Annotated in this window: 22 protein-coding genes and 1 tRNA gene; 16 read left to right on the forward strand and 7 right to left on the reverse strand. The window is 67.2% G+C overall.

The window, feature by feature from the left end; translation table 11 throughout:
* The 5 genes from G3N93_RS15940 to G3N93_RS15960 all read left to right on the forward strand — a co-directional run.
* Positions 1–777: SDR family NAD(P)-dependent oxidoreductase (locus tag G3N93_RS15940; RefSeq protein ID WP_206133448.1), on the forward strand; the 777-nt coding region annotated here is incomplete at its 5' end.
* 30 nt (positions 778–807) lie between these two features.
* The gene (locus G3N93_RS15945) at positions 808–1,713 is read left to right on the forward strand and encodes a metal-dependent hydrolase (RefSeq protein WP_069252278.1); all 906 of its coding nucleotides are present in this window, start codon (positions 808–810) and stop codon (positions 1,711–1,713) included.
* 79 nt (positions 1,714–1,792) lie between these two features.
* Positions 1,793–2,080 (forward strand): hypothetical protein, encoded by a 288-nt coding sequence (locus tag G3N93_RS15950; protein ID WP_174936768.1) that lies wholly within the window; start codon positions 1,793–1,795, stop codon positions 2,078–2,080.
* A gap of 251 nt (positions 2,081–2,331) precedes the next feature.
* Positions 2,332–2,703, forward strand: a complete 372-nt coding sequence (locus G3N93_RS15955) for a DUF2917 domain-containing protein (RefSeq protein WP_206123426.1) — start codon at positions 2,332–2,334, stop codon at positions 2,701–2,703.
* A 362-nt stretch (positions 2,704–3,065) separates the two neighbouring features.
* Positions 3,066–3,440 carry a DUF2917 domain-containing protein gene (locus G3N93_RS15960; RefSeq protein WP_174945460.1) on the forward strand — a complete coding sequence of 125 codons (375 nt, stop codon included), beginning with the start codon at positions 3,066–3,068 and terminating at the stop codon, positions 3,438–3,440.
* 160 nt (positions 3,441–3,600) lie between these two features.
* On the opposite strand, the gene G3N93_RS15965 is transcribed toward G3N93_RS15960, so the two are convergent.
* Positions 3,601–3,879 carry a hypothetical protein gene (locus G3N93_RS15965; RefSeq protein ID WP_206133449.1) on the reverse strand — a complete coding sequence of 93 codons (279 nt, stop codon included), beginning with the start codon at positions 3,877–3,879 and terminating at the stop codon, positions 3,601–3,603.
* 801 nt (positions 3,880–4,680) lie between these two features.
* On the opposite strand from G3N93_RS15965, the gene G3N93_RS15970 reads away from it, so the two are divergent.
* The gene (locus G3N93_RS15970; RefSeq protein ID WP_089426935.1) at positions 4,681–5,982 is read left to right on the forward strand and encodes an NCS2 family permease; all 1,302 of its coding nucleotides are present in this window, start codon (positions 4,681–4,683) and stop codon (positions 5,980–5,982) included.
* A gap of 110 nt (positions 5,983–6,092) precedes the next feature.
* On the opposite strand, the gene G3N93_RS15975 is transcribed toward G3N93_RS15970, so the two are convergent.
* On the reverse strand, positions 6,093–8,051 hold the full coding sequence (locus G3N93_RS15975; RefSeq protein ID WP_206133450.1) for a serine protease: 1,959 nt from the start codon (positions 8,049–8,051) through the stop codon (positions 6,093–6,095).
* Positions 8,052–8,284: 233 nt separating this feature from the next.
* On the reverse strand, positions 8,285–8,572 hold the full coding sequence (locus G3N93_RS15980) for a DUF1488 domain-containing protein (protein ID WP_011354308.1): 288 nt from the start codon (positions 8,570–8,572) through the stop codon (positions 8,285–8,287).
* Positions 8,573–8,600: 28 nt separating this feature from the next.
* Between G3N93_RS15980 and G3N93_RS15985 the strand changes: the two genes are divergently transcribed.
* The gene (locus G3N93_RS15985) at positions 8,601–8,819 is read left to right on the forward strand and encodes a hypothetical protein (protein WP_174945456.1); all 219 of its coding nucleotides are present in this window, start codon (positions 8,601–8,603) and stop codon (positions 8,817–8,819) included.
* Here the strand turns inward: G3N93_RS15985 and G3N93_RS42230 are convergent.
* Positions 8,813–9,088, reverse strand: coding sequence for a DUF2964 family protein (locus G3N93_RS42230; protein ID WP_307873415.1), 276 nt, complete (start codon positions 9,086–9,088; stop codon positions 8,813–8,815). The two genes, G3N93_RS15985 and G3N93_RS42230, sit on opposite strands and share 7 nt — an antisense overlap.
* A gap of 338 nt (positions 9,089–9,426) precedes the next feature.
* On the opposite strand from G3N93_RS42230, the gene G3N93_RS15995 reads away from it, so the two are divergent.
* The 8 genes from G3N93_RS15995 (at position 9,427) to G3N93_RS16030 (ending at position 14,886) form a co-directional block, all read left to right on the forward strand.
* Positions 9,427–11,331 carry a sigma-54-dependent Fis family transcriptional regulator gene (locus G3N93_RS15995; RefSeq protein WP_174945454.1) on the forward strand — a complete coding sequence of 635 codons (1,905 nt, stop codon included), beginning with the start codon at positions 9,427–9,429 and terminating at the stop codon, positions 11,329–11,331.
* 92 nt (positions 11,332–11,423) lie between these two features.
* On the forward strand, positions 11,424–11,726 hold the full coding sequence (locus tag G3N93_RS16000; RefSeq protein WP_089426933.1) for a 2Fe-2S iron-sulfur cluster-binding protein: 303 nt from the start codon (positions 11,424–11,426) through the stop codon (positions 11,724–11,726).
* Positions 11,727–11,784: 58 nt separating this feature from the next.
* Positions 11,785–12,279 (forward strand): SRPBCC family protein, encoded by a 495-nt coding sequence (locus G3N93_RS16005; protein ID WP_174945451.1) that lies wholly within the window; start codon positions 11,785–11,787, stop codon positions 12,277–12,279.
* Positions 12,280–12,371: 92 nt separating this feature from the next.
* The gene (locus G3N93_RS16010; protein ID WP_206124660.1) at positions 12,372–12,749 is read left to right on the forward strand and encodes a DUF2946 domain-containing protein; all 378 of its coding nucleotides are present in this window, start codon (positions 12,372–12,374) and stop codon (positions 12,747–12,749) included.
* Positions 12,750–13,051: 302 nt separating this feature from the next.
* Complete coding sequence (copC, locus tag G3N93_RS16015; protein WP_206124661.1) at positions 13,052–13,417, forward strand: copper homeostasis periplasmic binding protein CopC; 366 nt, start codon at positions 13,052–13,054, stop codon at positions 13,415–13,417.
* An 89-nt stretch (positions 13,418–13,506) separates the two neighbouring features.
* Positions 13,507–13,953 (forward strand): copper chaperone PCu(A)C, encoded by a 447-nt coding sequence (locus tag G3N93_RS16020; protein ID WP_206124662.1) that lies wholly within the window; start codon positions 13,507–13,509, stop codon positions 13,951–13,953.
* A gap of 31 nt (positions 13,954–13,984) precedes the next feature.
* Positions 13,985–14,158 carry a hypothetical protein gene (locus G3N93_RS16025; RefSeq protein ID WP_206124663.1) on the forward strand — a complete coding sequence of 58 codons (174 nt, stop codon included), beginning with the start codon at positions 13,985–13,987 and terminating at the stop codon, positions 14,156–14,158.
* Positions 14,159–14,256: 98 nt separating this feature from the next.
* Positions 14,257–14,886 (forward strand): LysE family translocator, encoded by a 630-nt coding sequence (locus tag G3N93_RS16030; RefSeq protein WP_174945442.1) that lies wholly within the window; start codon positions 14,257–14,259, stop codon positions 14,884–14,886.
* A 15-nt stretch (positions 14,887–14,901) separates the two neighbouring features.
* Here the strand turns inward: G3N93_RS16030 and G3N93_RS16035 are convergent, their stop codons facing one another.
* Positions 14,902–16,227, reverse strand: coding sequence for a leucine-rich repeat-containing protein kinase family protein (locus tag G3N93_RS16035; protein WP_206133451.1), 1,326 nt, complete (start codon positions 16,225–16,227; stop codon positions 14,902–14,904).
* Positions 16,228–16,368: 141 nt separating this feature from the next.
* Between G3N93_RS16035 and G3N93_RS16040 the strand changes: the two genes are divergently transcribed.
* Positions 16,369–16,453: transfer RNA gene (locus tag G3N93_RS16040), tRNA-Leu, on the forward strand.
* 194 nt (positions 16,454–16,647) lie between these two features.
* On the opposite strand, the gene G3N93_RS16045 is transcribed toward G3N93_RS16040, so the two are convergent.
* Both G3N93_RS16045 and G3N93_RS16050 read right to left on the reverse strand, forming a co-directional pair.
* Positions 16,648–17,895 (reverse strand): RhtX/FptX family siderophore transporter, encoded by a 1,248-nt coding sequence (locus G3N93_RS16045; protein WP_206124883.1) that lies wholly within the window; start codon positions 17,893–17,895, stop codon positions 16,648–16,650.
* A 22-nt stretch (positions 17,896–17,917) separates the two neighbouring features.
* A partial coding sequence (locus G3N93_RS16050; RefSeq protein ID WP_206133452.1) for a PepSY-associated TM helix domain-containing protein occupies positions 17,918–18,725 on the reverse strand: 808 nt, incomplete at its 5' end.

Here is an 18,725-nt window from a genome sequence, read left to right on the forward strand (position 1 = left end):
CGCATCGGCCGCTGCGCGGCGCTCGCGTTCGCCCGCGAAGGTGCAACGATCGTCGCGTGCGACATCGATCTCGCGAGCGCCGAACGCACCGCGCTGCTGATCGGGTTGACCGGCGCGCAAGCGCATGCGAAACGCGTCGACGTCGGGTCCGCCGACGACATGGAAGCGCTGGCGACGTGGGTCGGCAGCGAACTCAGCGGCGCGGACGTCGTGATCAACAACGCGGGCATCGGCATGGCCGGCGGCATCCTCGACACCAGCGCGCGGCACTGGGAGCGCATCCTGCACGTGAACCTGTGGGGCGTGATCCATGGCTCGCGGCTGTTCGCGCAGCAGATGGCCGCGCGCGGCACCGGCGGCCACATCGTCAACACCGCATCGGCCGCCGCGTTCGGGCCGTCGCGCGACCTGCCCGCGTATGCGACGACGAAGGCCGCCGTGCTGATGCTCAGCGAATGCATGCGCGCGGAACTCGCGGAGCAAGGCATCGGCGTGACGGCCGTGTGCCCCGGCTTCGCGGAGACCGGAATCATGGCGTCGACGCACTACGCGGGCGCCAATGCACAGGACGAAGCGCGGCTGCGCAAGCGCGCGACGAAGCTGTACCAGATGCGTGGCCTGAAACCCGAAACCGTCGCGCAGGCGATCGTCGACGGCGTGCTGCGCAACCGCCCCGTCGTCGCGGTCGGCGGCGAGGCGCACGCGATGCGCTTCGTCGGCCGCTTCATGCCGTGGCTCGGCCGGATGATCGCCCGCGTCAGCATGGCATCGCATTGACGGCGCACGACGCCGCACAGGGAGACACAGATGACCGATACCGCCGACTATCACAAGATCAAGGCCCGGCACGTGAAGTTCGACTTCAGCGACACGCCGATTACCTGGGTGCCGAACGATCCGGGCAGCACGCACATCATCAACACGCTGAACCTGCTGTTCCCGGAAGGCGAGCTGTGGTTCTGCCGCGTGTACAACAAGGCCCTGCCGCTGATCACCGATGCGCGCCTGCGCGACGAGGCCGAAGGCTTCCTGCGGCAGGAAGCCGTGCATTCGCGTTCGCACGGCGGCGTGCTCAAGCACTACTACGACCGGCACGGGATCGACACGAAGCCGTTCACGCAGAAGCTCAACCGCCTCTTCACGCGCGTGCTCGGCGAGCAGCCGCTCGGGCTGAAGATCGGCCACACGCGTTTCTGGCTGCGCCAGCAGCTCGCGGTGATCGCGTCGCTCGAGCATTTCTTCGGCTATCTCGGCAACTGGGTGCTCAACGCGCACGGGCTCGACGAAGGAAAAGCCGACCCGACGATGGTCGACCTGCTGCGCTGGCACGGCGCGGAAGAAGTCGAGCACCGCACGGTCGCGTTCGACATCTACCGGCACCTGGGCGGCACCTATCCGGAGCGCTGCGTACACATGGCGTTCGTGATCCTGCTGCTGCTCTACTACATCACGACGGGCGCGAAGTTCATGTACCGGCGCGACCCGGCCGCCGGCCGCTACCCGGGCTTCGTGCTCGCGTGGTGGCAAGGCTCGCGGCGCGGGCACCTGCCGTCGTTCTGGAAGGTGATCGGCGCGGCGCTGCGCTATTTCAAGCCGAGCTATACGCCGCACCACGAGGGCTCGACCGAACAGGCGCTCGCCTATCTCGCCCGCTCGCCGGCTGCGCAGGCGGCCGCGCACGGCGGCAACTGGGGCACGACGAAGGGCGCCTGACCGGGGTTTATTGCCGGCTCGGCGGGCGGCGCCCGCCGAAATGCGTACAATCGCGGCTTCATTTCCCGGAGGTGCCGCGATGGCCATGAAGAAAACCGATCTCGAAAAGAACAAGGCGCTCAAGCTGACGCAAGCGATGAAACAGTCGGGCGCCGCGCGTTTCGGCAAGGGCGCCGACGACGCGGCCAAGCTCGACCGCCGCGCGCAGCGCAAGCTCGACCAGGAACAGGGCCTCGTGCCGTTCGCCTGCAAGCTCAACGCCGAACTCGTCGAACAGCTCAAGGCGCGCGCGGCCACGCACCCGGAAGGGATGACGGGCCTGCTGTCCGAGCTGCTCGTGAACGGGCTCGCGCAACGCGACGCGTGACCGCCACGTATCTCGAAATTTCCGTTGACATTGGTGCGCTGCGACGACACACTCGTTCGCATGCCTACGCTCAAGCCCGCCGCCATCGCGCATAAAACACCAGTGAACGCCAATACGTGGCGATCACCGGGGGCGCTTGTGCGTTAGCATCGAAATTCAGTTGCGCATGTCACAAGGCCTCGCCGGAAACGGATGAGGCCTTTTTGTTTTGGTGCGCGTCATCCCGCCCGGCTCAACGGATGGAGATGACGATGGACCAAGCAAGCCGGCTGGTTGTCTGCCCCGATCGGTGCCGCACCGATGCGATCGCATTGCCGCGGGTCGTGATGCAATTCACGGTCGCGCCGCGCAAGACGCTGACATGGTGCGCGCAAAACGATGCCGAAATCCGTGTGCACGACGCGACGCTGTGGGTCACGCGGCTGGGCAGCGTCGACGATTACTGGATACGAACCGGCGACGTGCTGCGCGTGCGGCGCGGCGATCGCATCTGGATGAGCACCGACGACGACCGTCCGGCCGAAGCATCGATCACGACCGCATACGCGATGACACGCGGCGCATGGCTGGCGCATGCGCTCGCGCGAATGCGCAGCTTGCTGCGCGAGCGATGTCGAAGTTGAAGTTGAAGTTGAAGTTGAAGCCGAAGTCGTCCATGACGAAAGCGCTGCTGCACACTCGCTACGGGGATGCAGCGGCGTCACGCAATGCCAGGTGCGCACGTCGATGCATCGTGCTCACCTATCCCGAAAATTGTCGTTGACAACGCAGTTCCACGCAGACAAACTCGTTCGCATGCCTACGTACACGCTCATCGCCGCCGTGATTCATCGATCGATGAACATTCGAAAGAATGGTTCACGGGAGGCGCGTGTGCGTTAGCAGTCGAGCAGTACCGCATGTCACACAAGGCCTCACCGGAAACGGATGAGGCCTTTTTGTTCTGGTGCGCGTCATCCATCCGGCTCACTGAATGGAGAAGACGATGGACCAGGCAAGCCCGCTGTTTGACCGTCCCGATCGGCGCCGCGCCGGCACGATCGCGTTACCGACTGTCGTGATCCGTTTCGCGGTCGCGCCGCGCACGACGCTGACGTGGCGCGCGCCGCGGGACGCGGAGCTCCGCGCGCATGGCGCGGCGCTGTGGGTCACGCGCCCGCCGTGCGTCGACGACTACTGGGTGCAGCCCGGCGACGTGCTGCGTATCGCACGTGGCGAGCGCATCTGGCTCGGCACCGATGCCGACCGGTCGGCCGAAGCGACGCTCACGACGGCATTCGTGCGTCGCGGCGAGCGCTTCAGGCGCACGCTCGCGCAAGTGCAACGTTTGCTCTTTGGGGCAGGGGGAACGAGCGGATAAGCGACGCGCCGTCAGGCACGCGAGACGCTGAACGGCCGCGACCGAAAACGGACGCACCTGCGGCGTAACGCGCCGCAGGTGCGCATCGAATGTCGCGGCACGCCGGTGCGTGCCGCGAGCGATCGCGCGCCGTGCGCAGCGACGGGATGCAACAGGTGCATCAGGTGCTGGCGGCGAGACGCGGGCCCGTGCTTCGGGGAGTGGACTCGAGGTCGGAACGTTGCGCTGCCTGCGAGGTCACCCACGGATCGATGCCCTGCTTCTGCACCTCTTCGAGGAATGACACACGTGTGCGCCAGTAATCCGCTTGTAATTTCGCGTCGATGACGCGCTGTTCGGCTGCGAACAGTTCCATGCGCGCCGTCACGAGCATCGACGCAGCGGTTTTTTCCGGCGTGGGGGCGTGTCGCATCGCCCAACGGCTGATCCAGTTCAACATGCTGACCTCCGTGATTACGGACGAACCCGCATCGGGCAATCGCAAGCGGCCGTGCCTGCCCGAACACGCAACGGCCTTGACCGCACTACACCGCCCGGCCTGCACGGACTGCGACTCCCCCGCGTCGGCAATTACCGGCCGGCGTGTGCATGCGCGGTGTATCTATCCTAGAAAGACTTGCCGGTTTATGCGATGGGGTCTTGCAATCTTTTACACAGAAACCACAGTCGCCCCCGCATCACGAAATGACAGTTGCGGGCGGGACGGCTTCGGCGCAGGATAGCCCGATATCTGCAACCGCCTGGACTGACGAATGGCCGCTGCACGCCGCTGCCGGGCATCCGTACCGGCCGCGCCCGTGCGTTTGCGCGCACGCGCGGCCTGCCCCGCGTTCGTTCAGCATGCGGGCGCTCCGTTTCAGTCGGATGTCATTCCGCACCCGCGCCGCGCGATACGCCGCGCGTGCCGTGTTGCACGCCGTCATGCACGCCGTTGCGCACGCATCGGCCCGCGTCGTTCGCGCATCCCGCTCCCGTTTCAGCCATTTCTTCCGGCCCGTTCCGCCCGAACCGGTAAAATGCGCGCCTTCGCCGCGCGGCCGGGCTGCCAGACCGTTCGCGCGCAGGCAGCCGATCCATCTTTCGATCGTGCCCTCCAACTATATCGTCCGAGCTATCCGCGCTATTACAATCCGCCGATAGCCGGGCAATAGTGGCTGGTTACAGTAAGCCGGCCGCGCGCTGCCTTTACAACAATTCGGCACAACAAGCAACACGACAACCCGACCGGAGAAACGCCTTCATGGAATCCATCAAGCGGTATTTCGGCTTCGCTGAAGCCGGCACCGACTTCCGCACCGAAATACTCGCGGGCGTCACCACGTTCCTGACGATGGCTTACATCATCTTCGTCAACCCCGCGATCCTCGGCGACGCCGGCATGCCGAAGGAATCCGTGTTCGTCGCGACCTGCCTCGTCGCGGCGCTGGCGTCGCTCATCATGGGGCTCTACGCGAACTACCCGATCGCATGCGCGCCCGGCATGGGCCTGAACGCGTATTTCGCGTACACCGTCGTCAAGGGGATGGGTTTCACGTGGCAGGCCGCGCTCGGCGCGGTGTTCATCTCCGGCTGCCTGTTCCTGCTCGTCACGCTGTTCCGCGTGCGCGAGGCGATCGTCAACGGCATTCCAAAATCGCTGCGGATCTCGATCACAGCGGGTATCGGCCTGTTCCTCGGCATCATCTCGCTGAAGACCTCGGGCGTGATCGTCGGCAACCCGGCCACGCTCGTCACGTTGGGCGACCTGCACAAGCACGACACGATCCTCGCGATCGTCGGCTTCTTCACGATCGTCACGCTCGACCACCTGCGCGTGCGCGGCGCGATCCTGATCGGCATCATCGGCGTCACGATCCTGTCGTTCTTCTTCGGCGACAACCAGTTCCACGGCGTGTTCTCCGCACCGCCGTCGATCGATGCGACGCTGTTCAAGCTCGACATCGGCGCGGCGCTGTCGACCGGCATCATCAACGTGATCCTCGTGTTCTTCCTCGTCGAGCTGTTCGATGCGACGGGCACGCTGATGGGCGTCGCGAACCGCGCGGGCCTGCTCGTCGAAGGCAAGATGAACCGCCTGAACAAGGCGCTGCTCGCCGACAGCACGGCGATCGTCGCGGGCTCGGTGCTCGGCACGTCGTCGACCACCGCGTATATCGAAAGCGCATCGGGCGTGCAGGCCGGCGGCCGCACCGGCGTGACGGCCATCACCGTCGCGGTGCTGTTCCTCGCGTGCCTGTTCATCGCGCCGCTCGCCGGCGTCGTGCCGGCGTACGCCACGGCGCCGGCACTGCTGTACGTGTCGTGCCTGATGCTGCGCGAGATGGTCGAGGTGCCGTGGGACGATGCAACGGAAGCCGTGCCGGCCGCACTGACCGCGCTGCTGATGCCGTTCACGTACTCGATCGCGAACGGTGTCGCGTTCGGCTTCATCGCTTACGGCGGCCTCAAGCTGCTGACGGGCCAGGCCCGCTCGGTCAAGCCGATCGTGTGGCTCATCGCAGCCGTGTTCCTGTTCCGCTTCTTCTATCTCGGCAGCGAGTGACGGTGGCGCTTCGGCGCGATGCAGGATGCACGATGAAAAAACGCCACCTTCGGGTGGCGTTTTTCGTTGTACGCGCCGTGACTGCCGCCGCCTGGCCTTGTCCGCGCGGATCAAGGTGTCGCGACACCCTTGAGCTCCTCGTCGTATAGCCGCTGCGCCAGCGTCGGATCGAGCGCCTTGACGCGGCGATACAGCTGCACCGCGTCATCGGCCCGCCCGGTACGGCGATAAGCGACCGCCAGGTTGGCCATGACTTGCGCGTCATCGGGATACGCGCGGTTCAATTCCTCGAAGATCCCGACCGCCGCATCGGGCCGCTTGCCGCGAATCGCCGCGATGCCCATCGCCTCCCGCGCCAACCGGTTCGACGGATCAAGCTTCAATGCATGCGCAGCCGCGGTCGACGCTTCGTCGGGCTGTCCGATCTGGTTCAGCTCGCCCGCGAGCACCACCCACCCCGCCGCCAGCGATTCGTCCAGTGTCACCGCGCGCCGGAACGATGCGACGGCCTGCACATGCTGGCCCAGTTGCGCCAGCGTCACGCCGTGCATCCGCCATGCCCTCGCGTCGCCGTCGTTCAGCTTGATGGATCGATCAAGTGCACTCAACGCATCGACGTAGTTCGACTGCGTCATGTACAGCGCGCCGAGCCGCAACCAGTATTCGGCATTGTCCGGCGCCGCTTCAACCGCATTGTGCATCGCGCTGGACGCATTGCCGGACTGGCCTTGCAGCGCATATGCCTGGGTTAGCGCGCCCTGAATGAGCGCGGTCGTGGCGGGATCGCCGCCCTTCTGCGCGCTCAGTGCATGCTGGTAACTGACGATCGCGTCCGCCAGGTGACCGAGATCGTATTGCGCGCGGCCGAGTGCATACCAAAGCCGCACATCGTCGGGAAAGGCCTTCAATCCGTCTTGCAGCACACCGATGGTTGCCTGGGCATCCGGCTGCGTCGAGGCCAGCAGACTCCACGCATCGGCCTGGCGCGAACCGGACAGATCATGTACGCCCCGTTCGAACAACGGTCGCGCAGCGGCCTTGTCGCCGCGCCGCAAATACGCGATGCCGAGATTCATCGGCAGCATCGCGTCCGACGGATCGGCACGCATGCCGGCATGAAACGCGTCGAGTGCGCGGTCCATCTGCCCCAGCTCAGCATAGGTGTTGCCGAGCGAACTCCAGCCAAATGCGTATGACGGATCGTTTTCGACCGAGCGGCGATAGGCGGCCAGGCTGAGCGCGCCGCGATCGGGCAGCCGGCTCGTGCGATAGGCATTGCCGAGGTTGTTCCACGCCCATGCGCTGTGCGGTCGCGCGGCCGTCCATGCAAGGTCATGGCGAATCAGCCCGTCGACGTCGTTCGCCACCGCGTACGCGCGCGCCTGGCTCATCCAGGCGGTCGCTTCGAGCGGCAGGTCGACGGCCGGCATCTTCGCCGCCACGGTCGCAATCCACTCGACCGGCAGCACCATGTAAAGCGACGCGGCATTGTCCGCGTGGGCGCCCACCATGCCGATCAGATTGCCCTGCTCGTCGTAGACGCCGGCCCCCGGTTCGGGCAGGCGCGGCGCCGCCGGATTCGGCGACGCGAGCACGCCGGAATGCATGCCGCCGTCCGCGGCCCATGCATGGCAGCACGCGCGCAGCGCAACGGGATCACGACGGCCGAATCGCGCGCCCGCCAGATAGACGGTCGTGGCCGATTCCGGGCTTCGCGCCGTCAGCGGCACAGCGGCGACGTCGAGACCCGTCGCTTCGACGATGCAGATGTCCCGATCCTGGTTGCCCGCGACGAGACGCGCGGGAAGACGGTGGCCATCGGCCGATGCGATGTCGAATGCCGGTCGGCCTGCGAGCCGATGACACGGCGTCGCGACGCGACCCGGCGCCACGACTATGCCGCCCGTCACGACATCGCCCGCGACGAGGTTGACCTCACCTGGCGCGTTCTGACCGATCGCGTCGTCATCCGATCGAACCGCCCCATCGGCCATCGACATGCCGGCTGCGAGCAACCATGCGCCTGCCAGCAGACGGCGCGCCCTCCCCCATCCCGAACGATTTTCCACGTGCGGTGCCCTCTTTTTATTGTGTTGGAATTCGAATGATTTTCTCTGCGATCCTGACGAATCGGGATGCCGGTTCGTGTCGGCACACTAGCAGCCGGCCCGGCGCAGCGGCAATCCGGTGCGGCCCGCATACGAAAATGCCGCCCGGCCCCGCCGAACGGCATTGCGTGAAAGGCAACGTCTTCGCGTGCGCAACGTTCAGCGACGTGCGCCGCAAAACGAGCGTCGTGTCGTCAGCGCCAGTTGGCCTCGTAGAAGCGGACGTAGCCGCTGCGCAGCGTCACGCACTGCGCGCGCGTCTCCGACAGCAGGCGCCGTGCAGCCGCCTCGATACGGTCGCGGTGCTGGTCGAATGCGCCGACCATGTCCTCGAAGCGCGGCGACGCCGCGCCGAAGTGATCTTCCAGTGCCTCGGCGGTGATCTGACATTGGACGCGCTCGCCATTGACCAACGCCGTGAACGCAAGCATCAGGTCGCGCCCCGAATACTCGGGCTTCTCGTTCGTGAAATGGATCTGCATGGGAGCCGCCTCGACCGGTAGAAAACGAATGACCGCGTCCGTCGTCCGCTACCGGCCGGACGAAATGTACGCGGGCTCGCCGGCGGAGGCGCGGCCCGCGGATGATGGCGCGGACAATGCATGCCGGTTGCTTTCCACTTTAGACGGTTTCGCGCAGGAGACAAATATTCCGGCGTGCGTCGTTCCGACGCGCATTTCCTCTGATCAGCGCGGCATCCGGCACCGTTTCGACAAGCGGCGTCAGTGAGGGTCGTTCGGCCAGACGTTGAGCGCAATGGCAGCCGTCGTGGCGCCCACCGCAATCGCGGCCGCCCCGTATCGCACCGCATCGGTCAGATCGAACAGCAGCCCGTGGATCGCCACGGCGATGCCGCCCAGCATGATGAAAGTGGCGATGGCCGCCAGCACGACTCTCAGTTCCGTCCGAACCATGATGCCTCTCCCGAACGGATGCATGTCGCGTCGCATGCATGTTGCAATGCGGAACACGGCGCGTGCGTGCTCCATTTCCATCATTGCAGGCGGGCATTTAAAAGCAAGGGGATTTTGTTCGCGGTCGCGCTTCGTACGCGGCGCTTGTATGATGATGCGTACCCGGATGGTCGCCGTTCGCACACCGATGGTGCGCCGCACGGGGAGGCGGGAATCTGTTGCGGGTTTCGGTGCATGTGCGTGCGCCGAGAACCGGTCAATTTCGAGAAGCATGGGGCCTGGGTTGGCGTTGAAGTGCCAACCGGGCTCGAACGCGAAGCATGGGATCAGAGCAAACGCTGAAGTGCTAACTCTGATCGACCGCGAAGCATGGGATCAGAGCAAGCGCTGAAGTGCTAACTCTGATCGACAGGAGACAAGTCATGCCGCAACCCTTCGTGCTGCCCGCCACCGCGGGTCGCACCGACCTGCTCGCGCAGGCGCATGCGCGTTCGACCGCGGTCGGCCTGCGCGCGCACGAACGCCCGGATTTCTCGCCGCTGTCGCGCATCGCGCTGCGCGAACTGCTCGACACGAATCACGCGCTGTTCTCGCACGCCCGCCCGGTGATGGAGAACCTCCACGCGCAAATCGCCGACACGCAAAGCCTCGTGCTGCTGACCGACGCCGACGGCGTGATCCTGCACAGCATCGGCGACGCGGACTTCATCGAGAAAGCCAATCGCGTCGCACTATGCACCGGCGTGTCGTGGGCGGAAGGCGCACGCGGCACCAACGCGATCGGCACCGCGCTCGCATCGGGCCAGGCCGTCGCGGTGCACGGCGCCGAACACTTCCTGCGCGCGAACCACATCCTCACCTGCTCGTGCGCGCCGATCTTCGACCCGTTCGGCCGCACGCTCGGCACGCTCGACGTCAGCGGCGACCCGCGCGGCTCGAGCCCGCATACGCTCGCACTCGTGCGGATGTCCGCGCAACTGATCGAGAACCACCTGTTCGCGAACCAGTGCGCGGAAGCCTTGCGGCTGCGCTTTCATGCGCACGAGGAATGCGTCGATTCGCTGTTCGCCGGGCTCGTCGCATTCGGCCCCGACGGTGGCCTGATCGCCGCGAACCGCAGCGCACAATTCCAGCTCGGCGCATCGTTCGACGCACTGCAGCATCAGGCCAGCGACGCGCTGTTCGGCTTGCGCTTCGGCCAGCTCGCGCAGCAGGCGGCACGCGCACCCGGTGCGATGTTCCGCCTCACGCTGTCGACCGGCGTACGCGTGCTGGCGCGCTGCGAATTCGCGGAAGCACACAAGACCACCATCGCCGTCACGCCGCCCGCACCCATCGCGCGCGCGCGCACGCCGGATCCCGACACGATCACGTTCGCGACGCTCGACACCGGCGACGCACGCATGGCCGCCGTGCTCGAACGCGTCGCGAAGATCCGCGGGCGCGACCTGCCGCTGCTGATCCTCGGCCAGACCGGCACCGGCAAGGAATGGCTCGCCCGCGCGCTGCACCAGGCTTCGCCGCGTGCGGACGGCCCGTTCGTCGCGGTCAACTGCGCGGCGCTGCCCGATTCGCTGATCGAGGCCGAGCTGTTCGGCTATGAAGACGGCGCGTTCACCGGCGCGCGCAAGCGCGGCAGCCCCGGCAAGATCGTGCAGGCCGACGGCGGCACGCTGTTTCTCGACGAAATCGGCGACATGCCGCTCGCGCAGCAGGTCCGGCTGATGCGCGTGCTGCAGGAACGCGCGGTGATGCCGCTCGGCGGTGCGCGCGCGGTGCCGGTCGACGTGCGCGTGGTCTGTGCGACCCATCGCGACCTGCGCGCGATGATCGCGGACGGCACGTTCCGCGAAGACCTGTTCTACCGGATCAACGGGCTCGCGGTCACGCTGCCGGCGCTTGCCGAACGCACCGACCTGCCCGCGCTCGTCGAGCGGATTCTCGCGCGGCTCGCGCGCAGCGAACCGATGCCGCGCCGCATCGCGGCCGACGTGCTCGACGCGTTCACGCGCCACCGCTGGCCCGGCAACCTGCGCCAGATGACCAACGTGCTGCGCACGGCCGGCATGCTCGCCGAAGACGAAGCGGAAATCACGCTCGCCCATTTGCCCGACGATTTCTGGCTCGACTGCGACGACGCACCGGCGGCGCCCGCCACCGCCGCGCCGGTCGCATCGGCCGGCACGCGCGAAGGAACGACGCTGCAAAGCCATCAGGCCGCGGTGATCGATGCCGTGCTCGCGCGGCATGGCGGCAACGTGTCGGCGGCCGCGCGCGAACTCGGCCTCGCCCGCAATACCGTTTACCGGCACCTGCGCCGGCATTGACGCCAGCGGGCGGGCGGCGCCGACCGCCCGCCCGCACGTTCGGGTATGCTTGGCGCGTTGTCGCCGAACCGCCGCCCGCCTCTGCCTCCGCCATGACCGATCCGGAACACCTCCCCCTCGTGCGCATCGAGCCGCTCGGCGCGACCTTCGATGCGCCCGATTCGCTCACGCTGCTCGAAGCCGCCGCGTTCGCGCACGTATCGCTGCCGCGTTCGTGCCGCAACGGCACGTGCCGAAGCTGCCTTTGCCGGATCGTCAGCGGCAGCGTACGCTACACGATCGAATGGCCGGGGCTGAGCCGCGAGGAAAAGGCCGACGGCTATACGCTGCCGTGCGTGGCCGTCGCGACGTCGGACCTCGTGCTCGACGTGCCCGACGCGGTCATGCTCGACTAGACGCGGTGCGCGCTTGCGCGTGCCGTCCAGCAAAGGTTGATCCTGTGTGGAGAACGTCATGACCCAGCAAACCGATCGCATCGAAAAACAGGCCCAGCTCAACGCGTCGCCCGACCGCGTGTGGGAAGCCGTCAGCAATTCCGGCGAATTCGGCCAGTGGTTCGGCGTCTCGTTCGACGGGCCGTTCGCGGCCGGCCAGCCGCTGTTCGGCCGCATCACGCCGACACGCGTCGACGACGACGTCGCCAAGGCGCAAGAGCCCTATGCGGGCACTGTGTTCGAAATCGTCGTCGATCGCGTCGAGCCGAAGCAACTGTTCTCGTTTCGCTGGCACCCGTTCGCGATCGATCCGAATTTCGATTACTCGGCCGAGCCGATGACGCTCGTCACGTTCGCGCTCGCCGCACAGGCCGGCGGCACGCTGCTCACGGTCACCGAAACGGGCTTCGATCAGTTGATCGAAGCGCGCCGCGCGAAGGCGCGCGAGATGAACGATCAGGGCTGGGCCGCGCAGATGACGCTGATCACGAAATACCTGGCGAAGCACGCGTAGCGCGCCGCAACGCCGCAGGTCCGTGCCGACCTGCGCATCGACGTGCGTGGCATAATCCGCTCCATCGTCGTCCAACCATCGCCGCGCATCGCATGCTGAGTCGTCGCCTCAGGAAGATCGGCAGTCTGATCGGGATGCTCGCCATCCTGATGACGGCGCTCGCGCCGACGATCTCGCAGGCACTGACGACGCAGCAGCGCGTCGATACGCTGCTGGCCGGCTACTGCACGGCTGCGCCGGCCACCGGCGAGCGCACCGCCGATTCGTCGCAGAAGAACCTGCAGGCCCACCTCCAGGCATGCGGCTATTGCAGCCTGCTTGCCCATACACCCGCACTGCCCGCGCCCGAACTGACGTTCGCGGCCAACGTGCACGTCATTCAGCACCGCGAAGCGACCCGCTTCGAAAGCCTGCGCCGCGCGCTGCCGCTCACGGCCGCGCAGCCGCGCGCCCCGCCGATCGCATCCTGATTCGTCGTCAACGCCCGTGATGCCATCGTGCATCGCGTGGTCCGCGCACGCCGCCGGCGTGCGCGCCGTGTCACGTTTCGAAGGACGATCATGTGTCACCGGTTTGCGCGCGGCGTCGTGCCGTGCGTGCGGCTGGCTGCTTCCGGTTCGCACAGTCGCGCCGACATTCGCTCACGGGCGAGCGTCCGGTCGCGCACGTTCGCGCCGGCATCGGCCGCCATCGGTGCTGCGGTGAGGCTGCGCGTGCATCCGTCCGTCGAATCCGTGTTGCACCAACCGATTCGCCACTCGCACACTCAATCATGAAAACCACCCCTTTCATTCGCGGCGCATTCACCGCACTCGGCTTCGTCGCCATTCAGGCCGCCCACGCCCACGCACTCCCGAAGACGCAGGAACCGGCCGCCGACGCCACGCTGTCGACCGCGCCGCACGCGGTCACGATCGGTTTCAGCGAAGCGCTCGAGCCCGCTTTCAGCTCGATCGCCGTGACCGACAGCCACGGGCAGTCGGTCGTCGACGGGAAATCGTCCGTCGATGCCGGCAACCGGAAGCGCATGCAGGTCGCGCTGACCAGCCTGGCGGCCGGCACGTACACCGTCGCATGGATCGCGGTGGCCAGCGACGGCCATCGCACGCAAGGCCACTACGCGTTCACGCTGAAATGATGTGCGCGACGCGCATCGGCATTTCGCGCCGGTCGCGTCGGTCGCGTCACCCCCTTACCTTCTGCAACCATCCATAAGGAGAACCAACCATGAAACGCTCGATTCCAACCGGCCTGCTGTTCGCCCTGCTGGCGCTGCAAGCGCCCGCCACGTTCGCCGCACCGGCCGTGCAGGCAGAAAACTGCTGGATCCGTGCGATGCCGGCGACCGTGCCGTCGTCCGGCTACTTCACGCTGAAGAACGACGGCGACGCGCCCGTCACGCTGACGGGCCTCGACTCGCCCGCATACGGGATGGCGATGCTGCATGAAACGCAGACGAACGGCAGCACCGCGAAGATGGTTCACGTCGACGCGGTCGACGTGCCCGCGCACGGCACGGTGACCTTCAAGCCGAAGAGCTATCACGTGATGCTGGAGCAACCGCGCCAGGCCGTCGCGCCCGGCGCGAAGGTGCCGTTCCGGCTGCATTTCGCGGACGGCTCGACGGTGTCCGTGACCTGCGACGCGAAGGCGCCGACCTACGCCGGCCAGTAACGCCACCCGCCCCCGATCGAAGGAGACGCACATGAAACATCGCCTGCCGCTGGCCGACCTGATCGTCCGCTACCGGACGCCGCTGAACGTCGCCGTGATGATCGTCTGCGGGTTATGGGCCGGATGGATCGCGTGGATGACGAGGCCCGCCGCGATCGACTCGCCGCCGTCGATTCCCGCGTACTGCATGCGCGACGCAAGCTGACGCGCCCGACAGTGCGGTTCCGGCGCCAGCGTGCGCCAATTATTGGCGTGGCATCATCGCTTCATCCCGTCCGCCGGAACCGCCTCTCGGAGCGCCGCATGTCCATTCAAACCTGGATGCTGTTTGCCGCAGCCTATCTCGCCACGACGCTGTCGCCGGGGCCCAACGTGCTGCTCGTCATCCGCAACACGGTGCGCTATGGCACGCGCGGCACGGCCGCGACGATCGCGGGCAACCTCGTCGCGCAGGGTGTGGTCGTGGTGCTCGTCGCGCTCGGCGTCGGCGCGGTGCTGGCCGCGATGCCGCCGCTGTTCGTCGCGATGAAGGTGGTCGGCGCCGCGTACCTGATCTTCCTCGGTGTCCGGCAATTGCGCGGCGATCGCAAGGCCGCCGCTTCGACCGGGGCGGCGGAGATCGTCGTGCCCGACCGCAGGAAACTGTTCCGCGAAGCGCTGTTCGTATCGGGCAGCAATCCGAAGACGATGATCTTCCTGTCGGCGTTCATGCCGCAGTTCATCGTGCACGACCGCCCGCTCGCGCTGCAGTTCGTCGTGATGTACGCGACGATCGCGTGCACCGTCGTGGTCGTTCACAGCGTCTATTCGGCCGGCGTGCGCCGGTTCCATCGCGGCTTCGGCATGAGCCGCGCGGTGCGTGCGCTCAAGCGCGCCAGCGGGCTTCTGTTCGTCGGACTCGGAATCAAGCTGCTGACTGCGCGGCAGGCGTAAGCAGACGCGCGCCCGTCAGTGCGTATGCGCGGCCAGCTCGGCCGCGATCTCGCCGAACGACGGCCGCGCGTCGACGTCTTCGTTCAGGCACGCCACCGCGAGCGCATCGAGCGCGCGCCTGCCGGCCCACGTGTGGGGTTCGCATCGCTCGAGCAACTCGCCAAGTAGATAGCCGAACGCCCTCACTTCGAGCCGTTCGAATGCCGTGGCACGCGTGCGATCGTTCGCATCGTAGAGCGACGCCGCCCCGAAATCCCCGAGCAGCGCACTGCCTTCGCCATCGTGCAGGATGTTGTGCGCGTACAGGTCGCCATGCATGATGCCGCGGGCGTGCAGATGGCCCGCGACCGACGCGATGCCATGCGCGATCCGCCCCGCCTCTGCCGGCGCGAATCGCGCGTCGGCCGCATACACGTCGCGCGTACAGGTCGCGAAGCTCGGCGGCCCGGCGAGGTTCGTGAGCGCGGGATCGACCAGTTCCATCACGAGGCCGTGCGTGCCGTCGGGATGCCCGCTCACCTTGCCGATCACCGGGATCATGCTCGGATGGCGGCCGGCGTGCAGGCACGCGGCCATTTCGCAATCGGGCAGGCCGTCGCTCGTCACCGCGCCCTTGAACAGCTTGACCGCGACCGCCCGTGGCGCGTGCCCATCCGCGCGCCACTGCGCACGGTAGATGACACCCGACGCGCCCTCGCCCAGCTTCTGCTCGCACGCCAGCGACGCCCAGTCGACGTCCGCGACCTCGGGCCCGGCAGACGCCGCGGCTTCCGGCGCGGCGCCGAACGGGTTGCCTGCGGCAGCGAGCCACGCGAGACGCGGCAGGCGCAGCAGCCAGTCGGGCAGCGCGTCCAGCCGGTTCGCGGACAGTCGCACCAGTTCGAGCGCGCGGCATGCGGCCATTTCCGCGGGCAGCGCGCGCAACCGGTTGCCGGCAAGCATCAGCTTCTGCAGCCGCGAGCAATCGCCGATGTCGGCCGGCAGTTCGTCGATGGCGTTGTCGGTGAGGATCAGCCAGCGCAGCGCGCGCGGCAGCGACCCGCTCGGCACCGTCTGAATCCGGTTCGCCTTGAAGCCGATCATGTCGAGCTGCCCGCACGCGCCGAGCACGTCGGGGAAGGCGGTGAAGCGGTTGCCGGACGCGAACAGGATGCGCAGGCGATGCAGCCGCGGCAGGTCGTCCGGCAACGCGGACAGCGCATTGCCGGTCAGGTCGAGCACTTCGAGCGTGTCGGCAAGATCGAAGATCTCGCGCGGGAATGCCGTCAACCCGCATGCGAGCTTGAGTTGCCGTGCGCCGGCGAGCTGCCCGGCCTTCAGTTGTTCGAGGGTGTTTGTCACGCGGAGAAAACGGGTGGCGGTTGCGACGATCGTCGGGTCGATCGCCCGAATTCTACCGGGATCGCCTGCGTGAATCCCTTCAATGTGTCACACCCCCTTCACAAACGCGCAACGTCACGCTAGAATTGCGCCCCTTGCAGTGCCGACGTGGTGAAATTGGTAGACACGCTATCTTGAGGGGGTAGTGGCGAAAGCTGTGCGAGTTCGAGTCTCGCCGTCGGCACCAGGATTTCTTCTCTCATCGTTGCGCGACATGCGACAAACGCATTCCGGCAACGATCGACGATCATCCCGCGCAATCGCGCACCGCTGTTTCCGATTCCCACATCAGGCTGCAACCAGGCACCACGCTGCTGCGAATTCGCGCGCGCTCCCGACTGCCGTCCGGACAGCCGGAAGCGTACGTGTACGCCACGTCACTCACGACGCCAGCACATCATCCCCCTTCACCGCATACGCCGCCTCGCGCCGCCGCAACCGCATCGCGATCAACGCGGCCAGCACCGCCAGCGCCACACCGGCCAGGAACCCGCCCGTATACCCCACCTTCGCAGTGAGCGACAAAATCGTCGACGACGCGATCAGCTCGCCGAGATCGCGCGTGCTCTGCACGGCCGTCACGTCGGTGCCGGCCTGGTCGCTGCCGCCCGCGAAGCGCATGCCGGCCGTCATGATCGACACCGACGTGATCCCGGTCGCCAGCGAACCGAGCACCGTGCACAGCCACGCCCACGACGACGACACCGGCAGCCACCCGCTCGCCTGCGCGAACCACAGCAGCGCGGCCGCGCCCGCACAGCTCACGCCGGCCGTAAACGCAGGCCACAACCCGAGACGCCTGACGAGCCACGCGCCGCCGCCGCAACCGAGCACGACCGTCACGATGCCGCCGGCCATCCCGAGTTTCCCGATCGCGTCGAGCGTCCAGCCCGCGTCGTTGAGAAACAGCTTCGACAGGCCGAAGCCCGATACGGCCGTCATCGCCGACAGCAGCGCGAGCGACAGCAGCGACCACGAGCGCGGCCGCTTCGCGAAGCGCACGAGGCTCGCATTGTGTTCAGCTTGCACACGTGCGCGGTCCGCATCGCGCGGCAACACCCACAGCACGCAGCCCAGGCTCGCGAGCGGCACGGCGGCCAGCGCGAGAAACGCCACGCGCTGGCCGAACAGGCCAATCAGCGTCAACGTGCCGGCGCCACCGCCGAAGAAGCCGATCATCACGCCCGCGATCTGGATCGCGTTGATCTTCGCGAGCGTGTCGCCGCTGAAGTGCTCGGCGGCCATCCCGTCGTTCGCGATGTCCTGCGTCGCGCTCGCGAGCGATGCGACAGCCAGCAGACCGACCGCCCATCCGGCCGTCGCGACCGTCATGCCGATCTGCGCGAGGCTGCCGAGGCACAGCACGACGAGCGTCTGCATCGGCAGCATCCAGCTGCGCCGCCGGCCGATGCGCGGCGACCAGCGGTTGTCGACGACGGGCGCCCACAGGAATTTCACGACCCACGGCAAGCCGACGAGCGGCAGGAACGCCAGTGCGTGAAGCGGCGCGCCATCATGGCGCAGCAGGGTCGGCATCGCGTCCATCGCAATGCCGATCGGGATTCCCTGTGACAGGTAAAGCAGCGTGATCGTGATGACCAGGCGGCGATGTTCGAGCAGATCGCGCATCGAAGTCTCCAGTTGCATGAAATTAAAAAGGTTCGGCGCCGGCCGGCACGCGCGCGGTCTGCATCGCGTCGCGACGCGGACGGCGCGCGGCACGCACCAGCAACGCGCCGAATGCGACGAGTGCCGCGTCGATCGGCCAGTACACGGGTTCGCCTGTACCGAGCAGCGCGATCGCGCAGTGCGTCACGCCGGCCAGCCCGTACGCTGCGCCGGCCGCGCGCATCAGCCTACGCAGCCAGGCCGCACGATCGGCCACACAGGCCGCGAGCGCGACCGTGCCGCCCCACACGGCCCAGAACAGCATCGCGAGTACGTGGTCGACGTGCACGCCATCGGGTAACGCACGCCCTGCGAACAGCAGTACGCCGCCCGCGAGCACGAGCCCGCCGCATGTGCCGACGGCGACCGCGGCCAGCACGTTCGCGGAACGATCCTGCTGCGTGCGCCGCCGCTCGATCCACAGATGCAGCCCCGTTGCACACAGCGCACACGCAGCGAGCCCCATCAGGAAATGCACGACGCGCAGCACGCCGCCCATCGCACCCACCCAGCCGTATTGAGCGAAGTGCAGCGGCTGCACCGCGATGAACGCACGCAGCCAGAAGCCGCGGCCGCGCGACGTGGCATCCGCGAGCCATTGCCCGTTTGCCGCGCGGTACAGATGTCGCTCGAACACCGCCGTACTCGGCAGGCCGGCGGTCGTACCGGCAATCTCGACGCGCGCGTTCGCATCGCCCCAGCCGTGCAGCACGATCGCTTCGGGCCGGAAATCCGGCATGCGTGCCGCGTCGCGCCGCAGCAGCGCATCGAGATCGGGCGCACGTTGCCAC

It is taken from the genome of Burkholderia sp. Se-20378, assembly GCF_017104665.1.
Lineage (GTDB): Bacteria > Pseudomonadota > Gammaproteobacteria > Burkholderiales > Burkholderiaceae > Burkholderia > Burkholderia lata.

Bases quoted from the DNA above. Each gene is read 5' to 3' on its own strand.
- G3N93_RS15945 (WP_069252278.1), top strand. From the start codon at position 808: ATGACCGATACCGCCGACTATCACAAGATCAAGGCCCGGCACGTGAAG.
- G3N93_RS15950 (WP_174936768.1), top strand. From the start codon at position 1,793: ATGGCCATGAAGAAAACCGATCTCGAAAAGAACAAGGCGCTCAAGCTG.
- G3N93_RS15955 (WP_206123426.1), top strand. From the start codon at position 2,332: ATGGACCAAGCAAGCCGGCTGGTTGTCTGCCCCGATCGGTGCCGCACC.
- G3N93_RS15960 (WP_174945460.1), top strand. From the start codon at position 3,066: ATGGACCAGGCAAGCCCGCTGTTTGACCGTCCCGATCGGCGCCGCGCC.
- G3N93_RS15965 (WP_206133449.1), bottom strand. From the start codon at position 3,879: ATGTTGAACTGGATCAGCCGTTGGGCGATGCGACACGCCCCCACGCCG.
- G3N93_RS15970 (WP_089426935.1), top strand. From the start codon at position 4,681: ATGGAATCCATCAAGCGGTATTTCGGCTTCGCTGAAGCCGGCACCGAC.
- G3N93_RS15980 (WP_011354308.1), bottom strand. From the start codon at position 8,572: ATGCAGATCCATTTCACGAACGAGAAGCCCGAGTATTCGGGGCGCGAC.
- G3N93_RS15985 (WP_174945456.1), top strand. From the start codon at position 8,601: ATGACCGCGTCCGTCGTCCGCTACCGGCCGGACGAAATGTACGCGGGC.
- G3N93_RS42230 (WP_307873415.1), bottom strand. From the start codon at position 9,088: ATGATGGAAATGGAGCACGCACGCGCCGTGTTCCGCATTGCAACATGC.
- G3N93_RS15995 (WP_174945454.1), top strand. From the start codon at position 9,427: ATGCCGCAACCCTTCGTGCTGCCCGCCACCGCGGGTCGCACCGACCTG.
- G3N93_RS16000 (WP_089426933.1), top strand. From the start codon at position 11,424: ATGACCGATCCGGAACACCTCCCCCTCGTGCGCATCGAGCCGCTCGGC.
- G3N93_RS16005 (WP_174945451.1), top strand. From the start codon at position 11,785: ATGACCCAGCAAACCGATCGCATCGAAAAACAGGCCCAGCTCAACGCG.
- G3N93_RS16010 (WP_206124660.1), top strand. From the start codon at position 12,372: ATGCTGAGTCGTCGCCTCAGGAAGATCGGCAGTCTGATCGGGATGCTC.
- copC (WP_206124661.1), top strand. From the start codon at position 13,052: ATGAAAACCACCCCTTTCATTCGCGGCGCATTCACCGCACTCGGCTTC.
- G3N93_RS16020 (WP_206124662.1), top strand. From the start codon at position 13,507: ATGAAACGCTCGATTCCAACCGGCCTGCTGTTCGCCCTGCTGGCGCTG.
- G3N93_RS16025 (WP_206124663.1), top strand. From the start codon at position 13,985: ATGAAACATCGCCTGCCGCTGGCCGACCTGATCGTCCGCTACCGGACG.
- G3N93_RS16030 (WP_174945442.1), top strand. From the start codon at position 14,257: ATGTCCATTCAAACCTGGATGCTGTTTGCCGCAGCCTATCTCGCCACG.
- G3N93_RS16045 (WP_206124883.1), bottom strand. From the start codon at position 17,895: ATGCGCGATCTGCTCGAACATCGCCGCCTGGTCATCACGATCACGCTG.